At 64.4% G+C, this 19,040-nt stretch carries 16 protein-coding genes and 1 pseudogene; 14 read left to right on the forward strand and 3 right to left on the reverse strand.

The features are described 5' to 3' along the window. Positions 1-2 precede the first annotated feature (2 nt). The 14 genes from ACWEPG_RS25565 to ACWEPG_RS25630 all read left to right on the forward strand — a co-directional run bounded on the left by ACWEPG_RS25565 (position 3) and on the right by ACWEPG_RS25630 (position 17,281). Positions 3-1,055 carry an alcohol dehydrogenase catalytic domain-containing protein gene (locus ACWEPG_RS25565; protein ID WP_452595642.1) on the forward strand — a complete coding sequence of 351 codons (1,053 nt, stop codon included), beginning with the start codon at positions 3-5 and terminating at the stop codon, positions 1,053-1,055. A 558-nt stretch (positions 1,056-1,613) separates the two neighbouring features. Further along, the gene (locus tag ACWEPG_RS25570; RefSeq protein WP_452595643.1) at positions 1,614-2,504 is read left to right on the forward strand and encodes a cyclase family protein; all 891 of its coding nucleotides are present in this window, start codon (positions 1,614-1,616) and stop codon (positions 2,502-2,504) included. Positions 2,505-2,548: 44 nt separating this feature from the next. Beyond that, entirely contained in the window at positions 2,549-3,010 is a 462-nt protein-coding gene (locus tag ACWEPG_RS25575; RefSeq protein WP_452595644.1) for a VOC family protein, read from the forward strand. Between the two features lie 68 nt (positions 3,011-3,078). Continuing rightward, a complete protein-coding gene (locus ACWEPG_RS25580) occupies positions 3,079-4,920 on the forward strand; it encodes a flavin-containing monooxygenase (RefSeq protein WP_452595645.1) in 1,842 nt (613 codons plus the stop codon). A gap of 45 nt (positions 4,921-4,965) precedes the next feature. Continuing rightward, complete coding sequence (locus ACWEPG_RS25585; RefSeq protein WP_452595646.1) at positions 4,966-5,760, forward strand: hypothetical protein; 795 nt, start codon at positions 4,966-4,968, stop codon at positions 5,758-5,760. Positions 5,761-5,889: 129 nt separating this feature from the next. After that, positions 5,890-6,822, forward strand: coding sequence for an NAD-dependent epimerase/dehydratase family protein (locus tag ACWEPG_RS25590; protein WP_452595647.1), 933 nt, complete (start codon positions 5,890-5,892; stop codon positions 6,820-6,822). 32 nt (positions 6,823-6,854) lie between these two features. Next, positions 6,855-7,727 carry an alpha/beta hydrolase fold domain-containing protein gene (locus ACWEPG_RS25595; RefSeq protein WP_452595648.1) on the forward strand — a complete coding sequence of 291 codons (873 nt, stop codon included), beginning with the start codon at positions 6,855-6,857 and terminating at the stop codon, positions 7,725-7,727. Between the two features lie 309 nt (positions 7,728-8,036). Further along, positions 8,037-9,551 (forward strand): MFS transporter, encoded by a 1,515-nt coding sequence (locus ACWEPG_RS25600; RefSeq protein WP_452595649.1) that lies wholly within the window; start codon positions 8,037-8,039, stop codon positions 9,549-9,551. Between the two features lie 691 nt (positions 9,552-10,242). Continuing rightward, a complete protein-coding gene (locus tag ACWEPG_RS25605; RefSeq protein ID WP_452595650.1) occupies positions 10,243-11,052 on the forward strand; it encodes an SDR family NAD(P)-dependent oxidoreductase in 810 nt (269 codons plus the stop codon). A gap of 45 nt (positions 11,053-11,097) precedes the next feature. Continuing rightward, positions 11,098-12,255, forward strand: coding sequence for a serine hydrolase domain-containing protein (locus tag ACWEPG_RS25610; protein ID WP_452595651.1), 1,158 nt, complete (start codon positions 11,098-11,100; stop codon positions 12,253-12,255). A 52-nt stretch (positions 12,256-12,307) separates the two neighbouring features. Then, positions 12,308-14,554 (forward strand): cytochrome P450, encoded by a 2,247-nt coding sequence (locus ACWEPG_RS25615; RefSeq protein ID WP_452595652.1) that lies wholly within the window; start codon positions 12,308-12,310, stop codon positions 14,552-14,554. A gap of 228 nt (positions 14,555-14,782) precedes the next feature. Next, entirely contained in the window at positions 14,783-15,361 is a 579-nt protein-coding gene (locus ACWEPG_RS25620; RefSeq protein WP_452595653.1) for a TetR/AcrR family transcriptional regulator, read from the forward strand. Between the two features lie 1,520 nt (positions 15,362-16,881). Further along, positions 16,882-17,022, forward strand: coding sequence for a MerR family DNA-binding transcriptional regulator (locus ACWEPG_RS25625; RefSeq protein WP_452595654.1), 141 nt, complete (start codon positions 16,882-16,884; stop codon positions 17,020-17,022). A 10-nt stretch (positions 17,023-17,032) separates the two neighbouring features. After that, positions 17,033-17,281 carry a hypothetical protein gene (locus ACWEPG_RS25630; protein ID WP_452595655.1) on the forward strand — a complete coding sequence of 83 codons (249 nt, stop codon included), beginning with the start codon at positions 17,033-17,035 and terminating at the stop codon, positions 17,279-17,281. Between the two features lie 314 nt (positions 17,282-17,595). Here ACWEPG_RS25630 and ACWEPG_RS25635 read toward each other — a convergent pair whose 3' ends face one another. The 3 genes and pseudogenes from ACWEPG_RS25635 to ACWEPG_RS25645 all read right to left on the reverse strand — a co-directional run. Further along, the gene (locus tag ACWEPG_RS25635; protein ID WP_452595656.1) at positions 17,596-18,171 is read right to left on the reverse strand and encodes an adenylate kinase; all 576 of its coding nucleotides are present in this window, start codon (positions 18,169-18,171) and stop codon (positions 17,596-17,598) included. Positions 18,172-18,336: 165 nt separating this feature from the next. Next, a pseudogene (locus tag ACWEPG_RS25640) lies at positions 18,337-18,853 on the reverse strand (NAD-binding protein); the annotation flags it as partial. A 7-nt stretch (positions 18,854-18,860) separates the two neighbouring features. Further along, the coding region (locus tag ACWEPG_RS25645; protein WP_452595657.1) for an acyl-CoA dehydrogenase family protein at positions 18,861-19,040 on the reverse strand (180 nt) is incomplete at its 5' end.

A 19,040-nucleotide genomic window follows, 5' to 3' on the forward strand; every position in this document is an offset into this window, starting at 1 on the left:
GAATGCGCGCTTACAGGATCATGGCACCGCTGACCGCACCGACATGGGAGGAGGTTCCCGAGCCGACACCGGGCCCGGGGGAGGCGGTGCTTCGCGTGTCCGCCGTAGGACTGTGCCGTTCTGATCTCGACATGCAGGAGATGCCCGCGGCCGCAGTCGAACCGGCCGGGTGGAAGTTCCCGTTCACTCTCGGTCACGAGATCGCCGGAGAGGTCGCCGTACTGGGTGAGGGCGTCGATCATCTGAGCGTGGGCGAGCCCGTCGTGGTCCTGCCCGCGAGCAGTTGCGGACAGTGCTGGTACTGCCTGCGCGGCGCCCCCAACAACTGCAGCAATGCAGGCTCCGGCCGCGGGTTCGGCGATGACGGCGGACTCGCCGACTTCGTGCTCGTGAAGAATGCGCGCGACATCGTGCCGCTCGGCGGGCTCGACCCGATCCACGCCGCTCCGCTCGGCGATGCGGGCTCCACTGCCTACCACGGGGTCGACCGCATCCAGGGATCGCTGACGCCTGAGTCGACCGTCGTCGTGTTCGGTGCGGGCGGGTTGGGATCCTTCGCCATCCAGTTTCTCCGCGCCGTGAGTCCCGCCTTCGTGGTCTCCGTCGACATGTCTCCGGAGAAGCTGGCCATGGCGCGAGAGCTCGGTGCGCACGAGACGTTCGAGGGCGTGAACGATTCGACTCTCGATCAGATCCGCGAGCTGACGGACGGTCGAGGGGCCGACGCGCTCCTGGACTTCGTCGGGATCGACCAGACGATCGCCACCGGCATCGCCGCCGTGCGGCCTGGCGGCAAGTACGGTCTGGTCGGCGCGGGTGGCGGGCGTCTCGCGACGCCCGGCGAGTGGTTCCACCTGTTGCCGCGTGACGGCGAGGTTTTCACCTATCAGGGATCGACAGTGAGCAATCTCGAATCGGTGATGGCGCTGGCTCGGCGTCGAATGATCCAGAGCCCGGTCGAGGTGTTCTCGCCCGATGACATCGACACGGCCTACGCCAAGCTTCGGGACGGCTCACTGCGCGGCCGTGCCGTGATCGATTTCGCTCGTTCCTGAATCTGCGACTGCGCCGCCCCGTAATCCACGAAACCCACGTACACCCACCCCGACCATGTCGAGGCATACGCGAAATTTGCTACCCGCAACACATTTGGCGCATCCGGGTTGGAGTTGCTGCTCGGTCGGGTCGCCGGCACGAGCAGCCTGCGGGTCTGCAATGGCGGTCTGCTTGTTCTTGCTGTGCCGCACGCCCTCGCGGCCGAGTTTTCTGCAGAATCTCGTTGGCCCGCTTGAGTTCCAGATTCTCCACACGTAGCTTGCGCAACTCGGCCGCAGCAACAACCTGACCGCGCCGTCGCCGGCGGAAGGAACTCGCCACCCTCTCGGAGGCAGGCTCGTGCTGAAAATCAGCCCTGAACTGCTTGATGCTCAGATTTCACGTGATGTGTTGACGAAGTGGTAGCCGCTGGCTACAGTGACTCGTGTCACGGCGGCCCCACTCGGGTGGCCCCGCTCATATCAACAGCCCGCTGTGTGGGAAGCGCGTGAATGCGCCGCCTTCGCCAGGACACAATCGCCGGGTAAACCGACATGATCGACGGACAAGGAGCCAAAGTGAGTGCACGCAAGTCGAACTGGGGGCGATGGGGCGAGTCGGATGAGAAGGGTGCGCTCAATCTGCTGACCCAGGAGAGCGTGCTGGCGGCTCTGCGAATCCCTCGGACCGGCAAGCGGTACAGCCTCGGCATCCCGATCCAGCGGTCCGGCGTTCCGAACATGGAGTACCGCGGCACCCCGCAGCGGCTGACGATGACCAATCACAGCGACGAGGCGATGGCGCGTGCGAACGGCGGCGTTCCTGGTGTCGGCGCCCACGAGGATCAGCTGATCATGCCGTCGCACACCTCGACTCACATGGACGCGCTGTGCCACGTGTACTCGGAAAACAAGATCTACAACGGCCATCCGCATGACGGCGTCAGTCCGTACTCCGGCGCCGACAGGTGCGGAATCGAAAATGTCGATCCGATCGTCGGTCGCGGTGTGCTCATCGACGTTGCGGCGTCCAAGGGGGTCGACGTTCTCCCCGCCGGGCATGTGATCACCCGCGAGGAGTTGACGCAGGCTCTTGACGAGCAGGGCGTCGCCCTGGCCGCGGGCGACCTCGTGCTGATCCGCACCGGATGGCTCGAGGACTTCATGCAGTCGCAGGGAGAGATGCTTCCGCAGCCGGGTATCGGCATCGATGCGGCCACGTACCTGGCCGAGTGCGACGTCGCACTGGTGGGGTCGGACAACTCGGCGGTCGAGGCCATCCCGTTCGATCAGAACGTGTACCTCGGCGGACACATCGTGCTGCTGGTCGACAACGGAATCCACCTTGTCGAGAACCTGAACCTCAAGGAACTGGCGGCCGACAAGTGCCACGAGTTCCTGCTCACCATCGGTGCGCTCACCATCACCGGCGGCACGGCAAGCCCTGTCACTCCGGTCGCTGTCGGCTGATCGCGACCACTCACTCATTCACTTGGATCGAGGGAATCACCGCAATGACCCAGAATGCAGCTGCCAGCACCTACCGCTCCTCCCACGTCGGCCTTTGTGTGTCGGATCTGGCGCGCGCTCTCCGCTTCTACCGGGACGGTCTCGGCTTCACCGAGCTGGCTCACTACGAGCTCGACGAACAGATCCCCGAGGTGGACGCACCGTGCAGCCTCACCGCGACCATGATCGAGAAGGACGGGCTGCGGATCGAGCTGTTGGCGTACCGCAAGCCCGGTGTGATCGGTCAGCCCCACCATCGTCGCAACAATCTCGGACTCACTCATCTGTCGTTCTTCGCCGATGACATCGATGCCGCTGCCGAGGCGATGGTGGAATTCGGCGGCACGCTCGTGCCCGACACCCGCGTCGGGCTGGACGATCCGCAGGCCGCGCAGTACACCTTCGTCGCCGATCCCGATGGCAACCGGGTCGAGTTCATGTTCATCCCCGCAGGCACCGCTTGGTGAGCTCGGTCCAGGTCGAACGAGACCGGGCTGCACAACCACGCGCAAAGACTCCCCTTAGGACTCACTCCATGAATGACCGAAATATCGGTATCGCCGATCCTCATTCCTTTGTTCCGTCCCGAAAAGTCGATCGGCTGGAGCTGTTCCGCGAGAAGTATGCGGCCGAGCGCGACAAGCGGCTGACGAAGGAAGGCGCCGACCAGTTCCAGGCGATCGACTTCACCGGAAAGTTCTCGGAGTTCGACGCCGATCCGCACGTCGATGGTCCGCGTGAGTCGGGTCCGATGTCACTCGATCTGGACGTGCTCGTGGTCGGCGCCGGGTTCATGGGAATGACCGCAGGCATCGAGCTCGAGAAGGTCGGGATCTCGAATTACAAGATCCTGGACGTCGCCGGCGACTTCGGCGGAACCTGGTACTGGAACCGCTACCCGGGCGTCCGATGCGACGTCGAGTCGTACATCTACCTGCCGTACCTGGAGGAGACCGGCTACGTTCCCACCGAGCGATACGTCCGCGGCAGTGAGATCTTCGCGTACTGCCAGTCGTTGGCTCAGAAGTACGGTCTGTACGACCATGCGATCTTCCAGACGCGTGTCACCGACATGGAGTGGAACGAGGACACCGCACGGTGGACCGTCCGGACCGACGGCGGAGACGAATTCCGGGCGCGCTTCGTCGCCACCCAGAGCGGTCTGTTCATGCGTCCGCATCTGCCCGGAATCCCCGGAATCGACACCTTCAACGGTCACAGCTTCCACACGAGCCGCTGGGACTACGACTTCACCGGCGGCGACGACAGCGGAAATCTGGACAAGCTGCGCGGCAAGAAGATCGCCATCATCGGCACCGGGGCTACCGGCTTGCAGGTGATTCCGCAGATTGCCGAGTTCGCCGACGAACTCGTCGTCTACCAGCGCACGCCGACGCAGGTGATGCCGCGCCAGAACGCCGCGACGGACGTCGAGTGGTTCTCGTCGCTCAAGCCGGGCTGGCACCGGGAGCGCCGCGCGGCGTTCGACAAGTGCGTGCAGGACCGTGCTGTGGTCAGCGACGTCGATGACGGCTGGGTCAAGTTCGCCAAGTACCAGATGGACGCGGTCTTCTCGGCCGGCGGGGAGAATCCGACCCTCGAGCAGTACGTCGATGCGTTGGAACGCTCGGACTACGAGTGGAACGAGATGCTCCGCGATCGGGTCGACGCCATCGTCGAGGACGAGTCGAAGGCCGCGAAGCTCAAGACCTACTACCGCACGATGTGCAAACGGCCGGGTTTCAGCGACGAGTACCTGCCCGCGTTCAACAAGGAATCGGTCGACATCGTCGACACGACGAGCACGCCGATCGAGCGGATCACCGAGACCGGGATCGTGGCGGACGGTCAGGAACGCGAGTTCGACCTGATCATCTACGCGACCGGCTTCCAGGGCGGACGCACGTGGACGGAGAAGGCGGGCTATGACGTGCTCGGCCGGAACGGCAACCGGCTGTCGAAGAAGTTCGCGGACGGCATCAGCACACTGCACGGATTCCTGTCGAAGGACTTCCCGAACCTGTTCCTGCTCGGCTTCACTCAGACGGCGACCATCACGAACATCGCCCACCTGATCGACGAGCAGGCGGCCCACATGATGTACCTGATCGACCAGTGTGTCTCGTCGGGCGCTCGGACGATCGAGCCGACGGCCGAAGCCGAACAGGCCTGGGGCAAGGTCATGAGCGATCAGACTGCGACCCGCACCGACTGGCTGCTCACCTGCACCCCCGGTCTCTACAACAACGAAGGAAAGATCACCGACACGCGGAACCCGCTGGTCTCCGGCGTGTACGTGCCGGGCTTCCAGTACTTCGAACTGCTCGAGAACTGGCGCAGGGACGGCAAGCTCGAAGGCCTCGCCCTTTCGCACTGAGACCGCGCCGCCGGCAAGCATTCATTCCAACCAAGGAGACAGATAATGACGGAGGCACCGGTCAAGATCGGCCAGATGCTCTTCACGATGGTCGACCCCACACGCGGTCACGAAGTCGAGTACAACCGCTGGTACGAGCGGGATCACATCTACGCGGGCTGCATGATCGGGCCGGGCTGGTTCGCGGGTCGCCGCTGGGTCGCGCCTCGACACCTGAAGGCACTGCGGTTCCCGGAGACCGGTCCGGTCGCCGAGCCGATCAACGCGGGCTCGTACCTCGCGACGTACTGGGTCCACGAGCCCGAGATGGAACAGGCCGAGGCGTGGGCCCGCACCCAGGTCGGTGCGCTGTACGCCGCCGGTCGCGGTTTCGCCGAGCGTGAGCACGTCCACACCGGCCAATACCTGCCGGACTCGACCGTCTCGGCGCAGGCAGACGGCGTCCCCCTGGAACTGGCGCTCGACCACAACTACCGCGGCCTCGTCGCGATCATGATCGAGCCAGCCGACGCGGCCGAGCGTGACGGTGCGATCGCCACGCTCGACGCCGGGCCGGTCCGCGAACTGCTGGCCAAGGGTGGCGTCGACCTGGTGAGCACCTGGCGGATGAAGCCCTGGCCCGCCGATCACAACGTGCCGATGAAGATGGGCAACGACGGCGGAACCTCCGATCGCATCATGCAGCTGTGCTTCCTCGAGGGCGACCCGACCGAGAGCTGGCAGCAGATCGTCGACTACGCGGCCGATGTCGAGAAGTCCGGCGCAGGCCGAGTCACCTTCGCGTCGCCGTTCATCCCGACCGAGGTCGGAACCGACAAGTACACCGATCAACTCTGGTGATCATCGCGGATGCGCGGGCGCAACTGCGCCCGCGCATCCGTATCTGCACACGCGCTCACCATCGGGCGCGGTACATCCGAGACACGACGAGCCGGTGCTTGTCCCCGACATCTGTGAGGTCAGTCAAGAATGCTGAACGGTGAGAAGATCCTGGTGACAGGAGCGGCCGGGCAGATCGCCTTCCCGATTGCGCGTGAGCTGGGCGCGAACAACGAGGTCTGGGGGCTGGCTCGCTTCAGCAAGCCGGAGGACCGGCAGCGGCTCGTCGACGCCGGGATCACCCCGGTGAAGGGCGACGTCGGCAGCGGCGAGTTCGCCGACCTACCGACTGACTTCACTTACGTCGTTCATCTGGCGGCGAATCAGGCTCCGGGATGGGACTACGACACGGCTCTTCGTGACAACGCCGAAGGCACCGGACTCCTCCTTCAGCACTGCCGATCGGCCAAAGGCGCCCTCGTGATGTCGACCCATTCGGTCTACCGCCCGCAGGAAGACCCGATGTACGTGTTCACCGAGGAGTCGCCGCTCGGGGAGTGCAACAGCACCCACAGCCCCACCTACTCGGTGTCGAAGATTGGGCAGGAGGCGACCGCACGACTCGCCGCGCGGGCCTTCGGGGTGCCGGTGACGATCGCGCGCATGAACGCGTCGTACGGCCCGAACGGCGGTCTGCCCGCGCTACACATCGACGCGATCGCCGCCGGACTCACGGTCACCACGCGTTGGGACCCGTGCATGTACAGCCCGATCTTCGAGGACGACATCAACAGCCAGGTCAGCAGCCTGCTCCAAGCGGCGACAGTCCCCGCGACCATCGTCAACTGGGCCGGCGACGAAGCGGTCAGCGCCCAGGAGTGGGCGGCATATGCCGGCGAACTGATGGGCGTCGACGCGACCGTCGACGTGGTCCCGATCGAGGGGACGCTGCGAGGCTCGATCGCGGATACGAGTCGGCGCGCATCGATCACCGGACCGTGCACGGTGGACTGGCGCGAAGGCATCCGCCGGACAGTCGCACTCCGTCATCCGGACAAGCTTGTCGAGATCGCACACGCGTGAGCATCACCACGTAAACACCTGTGGGAGAACACATGCCGACGACACTGCACGATTCGCTGCCCGCCGAGCGGGCCGGTGCACCGGCGAGCCCGGAGTTGCTGGAACGCCGTGCGAAGTTCGCCGCGACCGAGATCGACCCCGCACTGGGGGTCACGGCGGCTGATACGGACTTCGCGGGCATTCCGTGCCGGACCATCCGTGCCGCAGGCCGGGCCACCGTTCTCTACCTGCACGGGGGCGGTTACCGAATGGGTAGTCCGGAGGCGTACAACGCCTACGCCGCGGCGTTGGCGGCGGGTGCCGAGGCGACGGTCGTCGTACCCCGCTATCGGCTTGCGCCGGAGAACCCGTTCCCGGCCGGACTGCGCGATGCTCTCGCGGTCTACGAGGACCTCGCGTCCGCGACGGACGGGCCGATCGTGGTCGCCGGGGATTCGGCGGGCGCGGGTCTCGCAGCCGCGGTTGTCGTCGCCGTAGACGCCAGCGACGTTCGCACTCCCGACGGGCTGATGCTGCTGTCGCCGTGGCTCGACCTGCACTGCACGTCACCGTTCTACGAGTCCGCGACTGACGCCTTCTTCCCGCTGGCGAGCGCGGAGTCGGCGTGCGACGACTATCTGCAGGGCGTCCCCGCGGACGACCCGTTGGTCTCGCCGTTGCTGGCCGACCACGCCGGCTTCCCGCCCACCTTGATCCAGGTCGGAGGCAACGAGGCGCTGGTCGGCGACGCTCTTGGCCTGACTCAGGCGCTCGCGGCCGCGAACGTCACCTGCACGTTGGAAGTGATTGCGGATCAAGGACACACGTGGCCGCTGGTATACCCCGATCACGGTGTGTCCATCGCTTCCATCGAGTCGTGCGCCCGGTTCGTTCGTTCTGTCGAATCCGCCAAGGCTGTCGAATAGGCTCGTGCGACAGTCAAATTCAGGAAATGGAAGAGCCCGGTAGTCTCGAATCGGTAACCATGTTCCTCGCTTTCGCTCGGTGCTCAACGTGACACCGATGGACAACCTCGCGGTCACTTCCCTACACAAGCGATCGCATCGCAGATCTCGATCAGCGGCCCGAGGTCGATCGGACAGACCGGGCCGCCAGTCCTGGTGATCCGCACCGAAGGGACCGGGACACACCGTGCTCGCCTCACCCGGCCTATCCGGGTCACCGCACCATGTCGCACTCACGAGGTAACTGCACCTACGAGCCTAAGGACATCGATGGCACAAGTCGGATCGGCGGGGGCACCCGCGCCCCTGGCCGTTGAACAAGGTTGGTCTCTTCGACTGATTCTGTCTCTGATATCGCTGGTCGTGCTTCTCGAAGCCCTCACCATGAACGCCAGCATGATCTCAACCGGGCTGCCGGAAATCATGGCCTACTTCCACACCGATCAGGGCGGCTGGATCCAGACCGCGTTCCTTCTGGTTGCTGCGGTGATCAGCCCCACCTTGGGGAAGATCGCCGACATGATCGGTAAACGTCGCGTCCTGCTCATCTGTGTATCCATCGCGGCAGCCGGTTCATTCGTCTCGGCAGTCGCTCCCAACTTCGCGCTGCTGCTTGTCGGGCGAGCGATGTCGAGCTTGCTCGTCTCGTGCATGTTCCTCACATACTCGCTCATACGCGACGTCTATCCGGCGAAGACGGTCGCCATGTCGGTTGCCCTTGCAACCAGCGGCATGGGCATTGTCAGCATCGCGACACCGTTCCTGACCGGTTGGCTCATCGACGACTACGGATGGCGGTCGTTGTTCTGGTTCTTCACGGTCATCCTGATTGCGGCGGGAATCTGCATCAAACTGTCGACGAACGAGTCGACGTACCGCCTTCGGTCCAAGATCGACCTGGTCGGTGCCGCGTTGTTGGGTGGCGGCATCGGTGCGATCCTGGTCGCGGTGAGTTTTGGAGTGGACTGGGGATGGACGTCGGGAAAAACGTTGGGCCTGTTGCTTCTCGGCGCCGTTCTGATCGGTCTCTGGATCTACTCCGCGACAATCATCAGTGAGCCGCTGATCGACCTACGCCTGCTGACCCGCCGGTCCATCGGACTGACTGCAATCACTGCAGGTATGGCGTATGGCTCCACCACGGTGAGTTCGACGATCCTTCCGCTGATGTGCATGACATCCGGGTCTTTGGGTCTCGGGTACGGCTTTGGCGTTGACGCCAAAGGTTTTGCGCTGATTCAATCGCCGCTCGGTATCGCGCAAGTAATCGGCGGCATTCTCGTCGGTGTGATGATCGGCCGCGGACTCACCCCGCGCGTCCTGTGCGCATCTGGTGCCACCCTGCTGGCGATCGGCGCATTCGTAGTCTTGTCAGGGATGGATACCAAGTCGATCGTTCTGGTGGGAGCAATCATCACCGGCCTCGGAACCGGTCTGGCCTACAGTTCCATTCCGAACCTCCAGATCCAGACCGTGCCACCACAGCTGCAGGCGTCAACGGCGAGCATCGTCGCAACCAGTCAGTCCGTGATCGGGGCAATCCTGCCGGTTGCAGTGTTCACCGTCTTGAACTCGAACGTTGCTCGGGTCGTCGACGGCGTTCCGCTGTACTCGGCGACGGGGATGCACCTGGCATGGATCATGTGTGCCGGTATCGCGATGACCAGCCTCATCGCGGTATTCCTTGTCCCGCGGAACATCGTTCAACTGACGGTTCCGACGACGAAGGTCGACGATGTCGACCGCACTGCGGCTGCACGTCCGCCGGCGCCCGCTAGGCGCTGACCAAGCCGCACCGCAGGCCGTCGACCGTACTGGTCGACGGCCTGCGCTCGTTGGACAATCGGGAGTCCTACGAGATCACCCCGCGGAGGTGACCGTGGCACAGTGCGGTGTTCCCGATGACCGCGGCCAGAGCACTCTTCCTGCCTGCTGATTCGTCATTGACCCTCGACGCCACCGGATCCCGCACACCCCCTCACGCGGGGCGTGGCCGGCATCATCCCTGCGCGCCGATCGGGGACGACCCGGGGTGGGGCCGGGGTGGACGCCCGAGAATCAAGAAAGCCCCGACCAGAAAACGATCTGGCCGGGGCTTTCATTTGAGAGGTGTTCACCTATGCCGTATCGCGCCGGGCCGTATGCAGGCCGGCGATTCTGACCGGCCGGTAGTCACACCCGACTACACCCTCGGATCACGCCGATCTGGGACCATCCGTGGTCGAGGCACATCTCATTCGCCGGTTCCCGGATCAAGCGGTCGCCCTCGATGTACCGCGTAGCTTGTCGGCGAACCGCAGTGCGCCCGGCCGCAGAGATCGCGCCGGGCGTGATCGTTCCATTTGTGATCCTCTGACCTGCATGTATGGGTGGATTTCGAGAACTGACTGGCCATGTGTCAAGTGAAAGTGCAATCCTCGTCACACGCTGCTGCGGGCCGTAGGGGCCGCGCATGTGAAGCGTGAGGAGTGGGTACATGAAGTTCCAGGACAAAATCGTCTTCGTCACCGGCGCTGCATCGGGCATGGGCCTGGCGACCGCCGCCGCGTTCGCCGCGCAGGGTGCGATTGTCTACGGCGCCGACATCTCGGCCGACAATCTGGAGCGCGAATTCACCGCGTTGCCGCGCGCCGTCGCGGCCCCCCTCGACATCGCGGACCCGGCCGCCGTGAACGCCGCCTTCGATCGGATCGCCGACCAGCAGGGGCACCTCGACGTCCTCGTCAACGCCGCCGGTGTCAACACGCCGACGAGGGCCGCGGGCGAGGCGCTCAACGCCGAGAACTACAAAGGGTTCGCCGCGGCGAAGGAGGGGCGGCAACACAATCCGGAGTTCCTCGAGTCGATCTCCGACGAGGACTTCGACCGGGTGATGAAGATCAACCTGTACGGACCCTTCTACACGATCCGCGCCGCGGTACCCCTGCTGAAGAAGGCAGGCGGTGGCGCAATCGTCAACTTCTCGTCGTCCGCGGCACTGATGGCGGTGGCGATGCCGGCCTACTACCCGGCATCCAAGGCGGGACTGCTCGGCCTGACCCGGGAGGTGGCAACGGAGTTGGCGCCGTTCAATATCCGGGTCAACGCGCTCGCTCCGGGCGCCGTCGACACACCGCTTTTCCGGCAGACCGACCCCGAGTTCAACGAATTCCTCATCTCGATGCAGCCGATCAAGAGGGCCGCGACGCCCGAGGAGATCGCGAACACCGTCCTGTTCCTTGCGGGTGAGGAGGGCGGCTATTACACGGGCCAGACCTTCTCCCCGTCCGGCGGGCTGGTCATGTGACCTATCGCCGAAGACGAGAACCTCACTACGAGAACAGGAACCAGCATGACCGGCCTCGACCGTTCCGCCCTGATGCGACTGACCGACGAGATCCGTCGCGACATCGACTCCGGCGCCTATGACGGCGTCAACATCATCGTCGCGCGTCACGGCGACATCGCCCTGAACGAGACGATCGGCTTTGCCGAACGCGCCGCCGCCACGCCGCTGCGTCACAACAACGTCTTTCGCATCCTGTCGATGACGAAGTCCTTCACCAATGCGCTGGCATACCGTGCGCTCGGCGAGGGCAGGCTCGCCCTGTCGACACGGGTGGTCGACGTGATCCCCGAGTTCCTCGGCACCGACGTCTTCCGCTCCGTGCGCAAGGACCGCATCAACCTGCATCACCTGCTCACGCACCGGTCCGGCATGCCTGCGACGCCCAACCCGGGCCTTGGCCCGGACAGGTTCGGTGTACTCGCCGACGTCGTCGAGGCACTGTGCTCCGTCGATGTCGTCAACGAACCCGGCAGCAACCTCAACTACGCACCGTCGATCAACCACGCCCTGATGGGCGAGATGGTCCGCCGTGTGTACGACTACAGTTCGTTCCGTGACCTGGCGCAAGACAAGATCTTCGGTCCGATCGGAATGACCAGGTCGCGGTTCGGCCTGCCCACCGAGTGGAAGAACGACGCCGTCCCGCTCAAGGCGTATGTGCCCGACACCGGGTGGCTGTCGCCGCGGGACATCGAGTGCCTCAACGACGCGATCTCGGAGGACGCGGAGATCCCGTGGGTCGGTGCGGTCAGCACCGCGGAGGACATCTTCGCGTACGCCGAGATGTTCCGGCGCCGTGGCGAGGTGAACGGCGAGTACCTGATCGCGCCCGCGATCATTGACCAGGCCACCACCCTGCAGACCGGTGACATGCCCAACGACCTCTACGCCGGCATCGCCGCCGCCCGGGGCTGGGACACACCGCCCGGCAACTTCGGTCTCGGATTCTCGCTCTCGGGCACCGGGGCGCACGCGTCGTTCTTCGGGCCGTTCACCTCGCCCCGGACCTTTGGCAACTACGGCGCCGGATCGTCCCTGTTCTGGGTCGACCCCGTCCTCGATCTGACCTTCGTGTTCCTGTCCGCCGGGTGCATCGACGAGGGTGACAACGTCGCCCGTTTCCAGAAGCTGTCCACCATGGCTGTCGCCGCGGCGATCTGACCCGACCCCGACCCCACACCTTCCGGCGGCACGCCGGGAAGGGAGTTCACCCATGACCACCACCCCCGAAGCGCCCGCCGCACGGTGCCCGGTCGCGCACGGATTCGACGCCCTCGGCGACGACTACTTCACTGATCCGGCAGTGCATTTCGCGCGATTCCGCGACGACACGCCGGTGTTCTACTATCCGCACCTGAACGCATGGATCGTCACCCGCCGAGCCGACGTCGAGACGGTGCTGGCGGACTGGCAGCGGTTCACCTCCGGTGGCAACAGCGGCACCATCGACGTCCCCGAACAGTTCCGCGCCGTCGTGCCACCCGACCTGATCACGCAGATCCTCGTCGGATCCGATCCGCCGAGCCACACCGACCACCGGTTCGTCGCGCAGCGCGGCTTCACCAAGGCGCGTATGGAGGCACTCCAACCGGAGATCGAGGCCCGCGCCCACAGGATCGTCGACCGCTTCGAGGCCAACGGCTCCGGCAACCTGGTCTCCGACTACGCGCTCGAGCTGACCACCGGGACGATCATGGCGCACATGGGTCTCGGCTACGAGCACGACGCGATGATGCGGGGGCTCCGGGACGACTTCGCGATGATCCTGGCCTCGGCCGCCGAGCCGATGCCGGAGCCGACGCGATCCCAGGTGTGGCAGCGCTACGTCGACGCCACGCTCGTGCTGCGTGGAATCATCGACGAACGTCGCGAGAACCCGGGTCAGGACCTGATCTCCGACATGGCCGTCGTGATCGACAGGAACGGCCAACCGATGCTGTCGTCCGCCCAGATCGCGGTGCACCTCACCGAATTCGCGATGGCCGGGGTGGACTCGACGTCGCAGGCCGTGTCGAACGCAGTGCTGTTCCTGGCGCAGAATCCGGACGTCCTCGGTGAGGCGATCGCCGACCCCGACATGTGGGCGCGGGTATTCGAGGAGACTGTGCGTCGGCGCCCGTCGTCGACGTTCGCGGCCCGTCAGGCCCAGCAGGACACCGAGCTCGGTGGTGCGCTGATCAAGAAGGGCGACATGGTGTGGATGGCACTTGCCAGCGCCAACACCGATCCCGCGCGGTGCCCGCATCCCTTCGAGTTCGACATCCATCGGCCCGAACCCGAGGACCATCTCGCGTTCACCCAGGGCCGGCACACCTGCCTCGGCCAGTCCCTCGCCCGCGTGCAGGGTGCGACCGCGCTGAAGGTGCTGTTCGAGCGGTTGCCGTCGCTGCGGCCCGCCGACGAGGTACCGCTCGACTTCCTGCCCATCGCGCTGCTGCCGGTGCGCCGCAACCTGCCGGTGGTCTGGGACGTCGCGGACATCGAGCGGGCGAAGAAGAAGGTTGCGCGCCAGTTCGAACTGACGGTGCTCGAGCGTCGTGAGGAAGCCGACGGGGTGGTGTCGCTGTCGCTCGGTCACGCGGACGGGGAGGACCTGCCTGCGTGGACGCCCGGCGCCCACGTCGAGGTGCACCTCGGTGACGGCGAGGGTGCGCTGAACCGGCAGTACTCGCTGTCGTCCAGCCCGTCCGACGCCGCGCGCTGGCGGATCGGGGTACTGCGTGAGCCGGATTCGCGCGGCGGGTCGCAGTACGTGCACGACCACGTGGTCGAGGGCTCATCTGTCTCGGTCGGGTTCCCGCGCAACAATTTCCATCTGCGTTCGGCCTCCCGCTACGTGTTCGTCGCCGGCGGAATCGGAATCACACCGATTCTCCCGATGATCGAGCAGGCCGAGCAGCAGGGCGCCGAGTGGTCGTTGCTCTACGGTGGGCGCACCCGCGCATCGATGGCGTTCGTGGACGAGCTCGCGCGCCATGGCGACCGGGTCACCCTCCGTCCCCAGGACGAGTTCGGACTCCTCGACCTCACCGCACTACTGTCCGAACCGACCGACGACACCCTGATCTACTGCTGCGGTCCGGAACCCTTGCTGCAGGCGATCGAGGCCGCGAGCGCGCACTGGGCGATCGGTTCGCTGGTGACCGAGCGGTTCGCGGCGAAGAAGATCGTCCGGACCGAACCGGATACCGAGTTCGAGGTGGAGTTCGCCGAATCGGGTATCACTGCAACGGTTCCTGTCGGAAGCACGATCCTCGACGTCGCCGAGGCGAACAGCGTGAGTGCATTGTCGTCGTGCCTGGAAGGTACCTGCGGAACGTGTGAGACCAGGATCCTCTCCGGTCGCGCCGATCACCGGGATTCGATTCTGACCGCGACCGAGCAGGAGGCGAATGAGACCCTGATGATCTGTGTTTCGCGTGCCGAGAAGGGCTGTGCGCGACTGGTGCTCGACGCCTGACTCGACCTCGTGACGAGCGGGGCGTCCCGGGGGACGCCCCGCTCGTTGTCGTGGTACCGAATCAACTCTCGGAAACGGGCGCTGCTGCTCGCCGGTCACCGTGCAGGACGAGGGCATCGCCGGCCACTGGCCACCGCACCACGGTCACGACCTTTGCCGGGTGCGACACCCGGTAAGGTCGTCACTTCGACGGACACGAAAGGTGGGGCTGTGGTAGTGGCGAGACGCATGACCCGCCTCGAGCAGAAGCAGGCGACGCGTGCCGCCCTGATCGACCGGGCGCGTGAGCTGTTCATCGAGCACGGCTACACCGCCACCACCGCGGACATGATCGCCAAAGCCGTCGGGGTCTCACGGGCGACCTTCTACCTGCACTTCCGCTCGAAGGACGAGATCGTCCTCGAGCACATGCGTGCGCGCGAGGACTCCGTGGTCGAGGCGTACCGGGCGCTCGACCGGATCGACGAGCCGAACCTGGAGTCGGTGACCGCCTGGCTGCGCGAGCACGTGGCCTTCTGGCGGGTCCAGCGCGCCGAGTTCGGGGTCATGGAACAGGCACTCGCCAACGAGCAGGCGGTGTCCGACGAGTGGTTCGTCATGCTGCGGCGGGTGGCGGCGAGGATGACCAATCTGCTTGCTCGACAGCCCGACGACCCGTCACGTGAACTGGCGCGCATGCGCGTGATGTCGATGCTGATGTCCACGGATCGGAACCTGCAATTCGCGATCGTGCAGGGGCACGAGGAGAATCTCGACGTCCTGGTTCGGGTTCTCGCGGAGCAGTGGCTCCACTGCTTCCGGGGTTGAATGCTGGCCTCGGTGCTCAGGGATGGATGGGGAGACAGGGGATAGGGGAGTGAAAGTGACGCATCGATTGAGAGATCTATCCCTCTCTTGAGCGCGCGGCGAGAGAAGAAGAGAAGAGAGAAGGAGAGAGACGGAGGGAGGGAGAGGAGAGAGAGGTGTTCACCAATGGCGGTTCGTGCTGGGCTGCATTTGGATTGGATAGGTTGACCGGTCGGTAATCACACTTTCCGAGGGCTCCAGATCACACAAATCTGGATGAGTTCCAGATTGTCGACGGCCAGAGTCTCGGTCGAGGTACCGGTTTGAGCGAACGGCGCCGTGTCAACCAAACCAGGGGCAATCCCCAGGAGCGGCAAGGAACCCGGCACGGTTCACTACACGCTGATCCGAAGTCCACCACCCCACGGGGCTCTATCGGTATCTCCAAGTCGTCCTCCCATGTGAGTATGAGAAAGCGGGTCTCCTTCGGGGTGCTGGTGCGTGGCGAGAGACCACCAGCATCGAAGGAGACCCGCCTTCATTGGGCGGTGCCACACGGGTGAGCACTTTCAGTGATCAGGTCTGAGCAGGATCATCGAGCGCCATCACGACACCACTGGACATGGAGCCAACCCGATTGGCGATGCTCTGAACTAACCCACGGAGCCGAACAGCAGGTTTCCTGCAAAGAGGTCCAGGGCGGTGATCGGTTGCTGGGGGCACGGGGGAATGCCGGTTGAGGGGAGGCCTGCGACAGCTTCCCAACACTTGTCGATTTCCTCCTGGGTATATGTCCGGTCGAACCGATTCGCCTCCCAGAGGGTGGCGGAACCCGACTGGACGGAGCCCTCGCTACCGGTGGAGTCTTGAGCATGGGCGGCTACAGGGCTGCGGCCAGAAATAGCCCCGCAGTCCTCGACCCATTGGGTCGGTACCTCGGAGAGAGGGAACCGGAGCACACACCACAGCGACGCCTGCGTCGCATCGCCTCCGGGCGTCACGAGAAGTGCTCGGCGACCGCCGGATCCGGCAGATAGCGACCCCGCCCCGGTAGCGAAATCCACGGATTCCGCGGTCCAACCTCGACCACACCGCGGAAACGACCATTGGTAGGCGTCTCGAGCGCACGATTCGGCCCGATCTGCGTGGGAACCGCACGGCAACGAGGCCGAGAATCCACCGAATCCGACCGTTGGGCGGAATCGTGACGGAATCGGGGTCTAATTTCGGCCGCGGACCCAATAGGTGAACTCAACCGGTCTCAATAGGTGAACACCCTGGCCGACGTCGTAAGAGAGGAAAGAGCGACGAGGAGAAGGGTGTTCACTTATAGCGGGCTGTGCTGGGCCGCGTTTGGACTGGATAGGTTGACTGATCGGTAATCACACCTAACGGGGGCTCTGGATCACACATCTGGATGGATTCCATATTGCCCGGTGGCTGATGCCCAAATGGTACGGTCCACCGCGCGGAACCGGATCTACGTCTGCCTGGGGCGGCGGAGTTGACCTTGACGCTAGGTCATCGTTGACACTCGACCGATGCGAATAGGCCAGCTTGCCGATGCGGCCGGAACCACGCCGAGAACGGTGCGCCACTACTACCGGCTCGGCCTGCTCGAGGAACCGCAACGCTATCGAACGGCTACTGCGAATACACCGTCCACGATGCCGTTCGGCTGATGTGGATCCGATGGCTTGCCGACAGCGGCGTCCCGCTCGGATCGGTCGCCGCCATCTCACCGAGGATGTTTCGGAAGAAGCCAAGAGCGACGTGATCGCCGCCTGCGGACTCGGATGGATCATCGCCGACGACTACGACGGGGAGCAATTCCGCCGACGCTTGCTCGCCGAGTTCCCTGTGAACGACGAACTGATCGACGCCATGCGGGTGGCCGCGACCGCAAAGGTGCAGCAGCTGATCCGACCGCCGGGATGGTGAGGTGAGACGAACCCGGGTTCGCGAGCCTTCCCATGCTGCTTGTTGCGGGCTGGCCCGTCCTCGTTCCAAGCAGTCCTGAATCGGGCGTCCTGTTCGATGATCGCTGGACAGGACGGCTGACGGCACTCTCACGAGTCATCGACGACCGTGCCAGAGCTGGTGAGAGAATCCGGCCGCGGTGCACATGGCGAACCGTGAAGTGTCGAACCGAGGTCTTTCGCCGTCGACCAGGGCTTCGTTTCACTTCGAGTCCAAGTGGGTGTGGCCAGCGCAAACGATGTGAATCGTCGGGTAGCGCTCGCGCCGGCCAACCTTCAGTTCGTCCCAGGTCGACTCGATGACAGTCGCTCACCCAGCGCGCGCACGACGCGCGCGTGAACGTCCTCGACCTCGCCTTCGGCATCGATTGAACAGAGGATCGCGCTGTAGTGATGGAGGAGTGGCTTGTTCTCCTCGTTGTAGATGCGTAGGCGAGTCCGAATGACGTCGTCGGTATCATCAGCGCGACCGCGTGCGAGCATGCGGTTCAACACCGTTTGCTCGCTGACGGTGAAGTCCAGAACGGCGTCGAGTGGGCCATGTGTATCGCTGAGCAGTTCATCCAGCGCCATCGCTTGGTCAACGGTGCGGGGAAAGCCGTCAAGAATGAAGCCCGAACCTACGTCGTCTGCGCCCAGTCGATCGTTAACCATGGCGACGGTAATGTAGCTGGGAACGAGTTCGCCCGAATCGATGTAGGTTTTGGCGGTTTGGCCGAGTTCTGTGCTATCCGCGATGTTCTGCCGGAAAAGATCTCCGGTAGAGATGTGGGGAAGTTCCAAGAACTGCGCGAGCAGATGAGCTTGTGTGCCCTTTCCTGCTCCCGGAAGGCCGGTCAAAATTATGCGCATGTGAATTCCTCTCTTTCCTGGGTATTTGCTATCCCGTTCTGCGCAAATGGAATTTTCGGATGAAAGTCGTCGCGCTCGGCGGCAGATGCGAGAATCGCTTAGACCATCTCCGCGTGATTTGGCTGGCACATTCCAAGTCTGCGGGGATGATCTGCCCGTACCCGGTCACTCTCCTTCTGTGGACCTCGCGCGGATGTCCTGGACGATTGCGGAGAAATTCAGCCAGCCGCCACCTTCGGCATTGAATCGGCGACATAATTCAGATGCGCGTAACCCGAGACGGGCCTCGATGAGGTTGTCGCGTAGTGTATTTGCCGACCAGCCGAGATCCTCGTCCATTAGCGCGACCGCGAAGCCCGGCTGGTAGTCGTTGTTGGCCGGGGTGGTCGGGACCGGACCTGGCACAAAGCAGTTGCTGGTCAGCGCCCAGCACTGTTCGGAGGCATTCGACGCGACGTCGAACTGCCTGATTGGTCAGCCCCAGTTTCGCGAGAACGAACGCTTCGCTTATGGCAATCGTCCAGACACCAAGAATCATGTTATTGCAGATCTTCGCGGTCTGGCCGACCTCGGAGTCGCCGCAGTGGAGGGCCTTCCGTCCCATCGCCTTGAGCAGTCGGCGTGCGGATCCAAAGTCGGTCTCGGAGCCTCCGACCATGAAGGCAAGCGTTCCCGCTGCGGCGCGGCGCTCATGCCGCGCTTGCCGATCCGACGACCGAGCGGGCGACGACCACCCGCATGATCTCGTTCGTGCCCTCCAGGATCTGGTGCACGCGCAGATCCCGGACGATCTTCTCCAGACCGTACTCGGCGAGATAGCCGTAGCCGCCGTGCATCTGCAGTGCCCGGTTGGCGACCTCGAAGCCGGT

The sequence above is a fragment of the Rhodococcus sp. NPDC004095 genome (assembly GCF_053604015.1).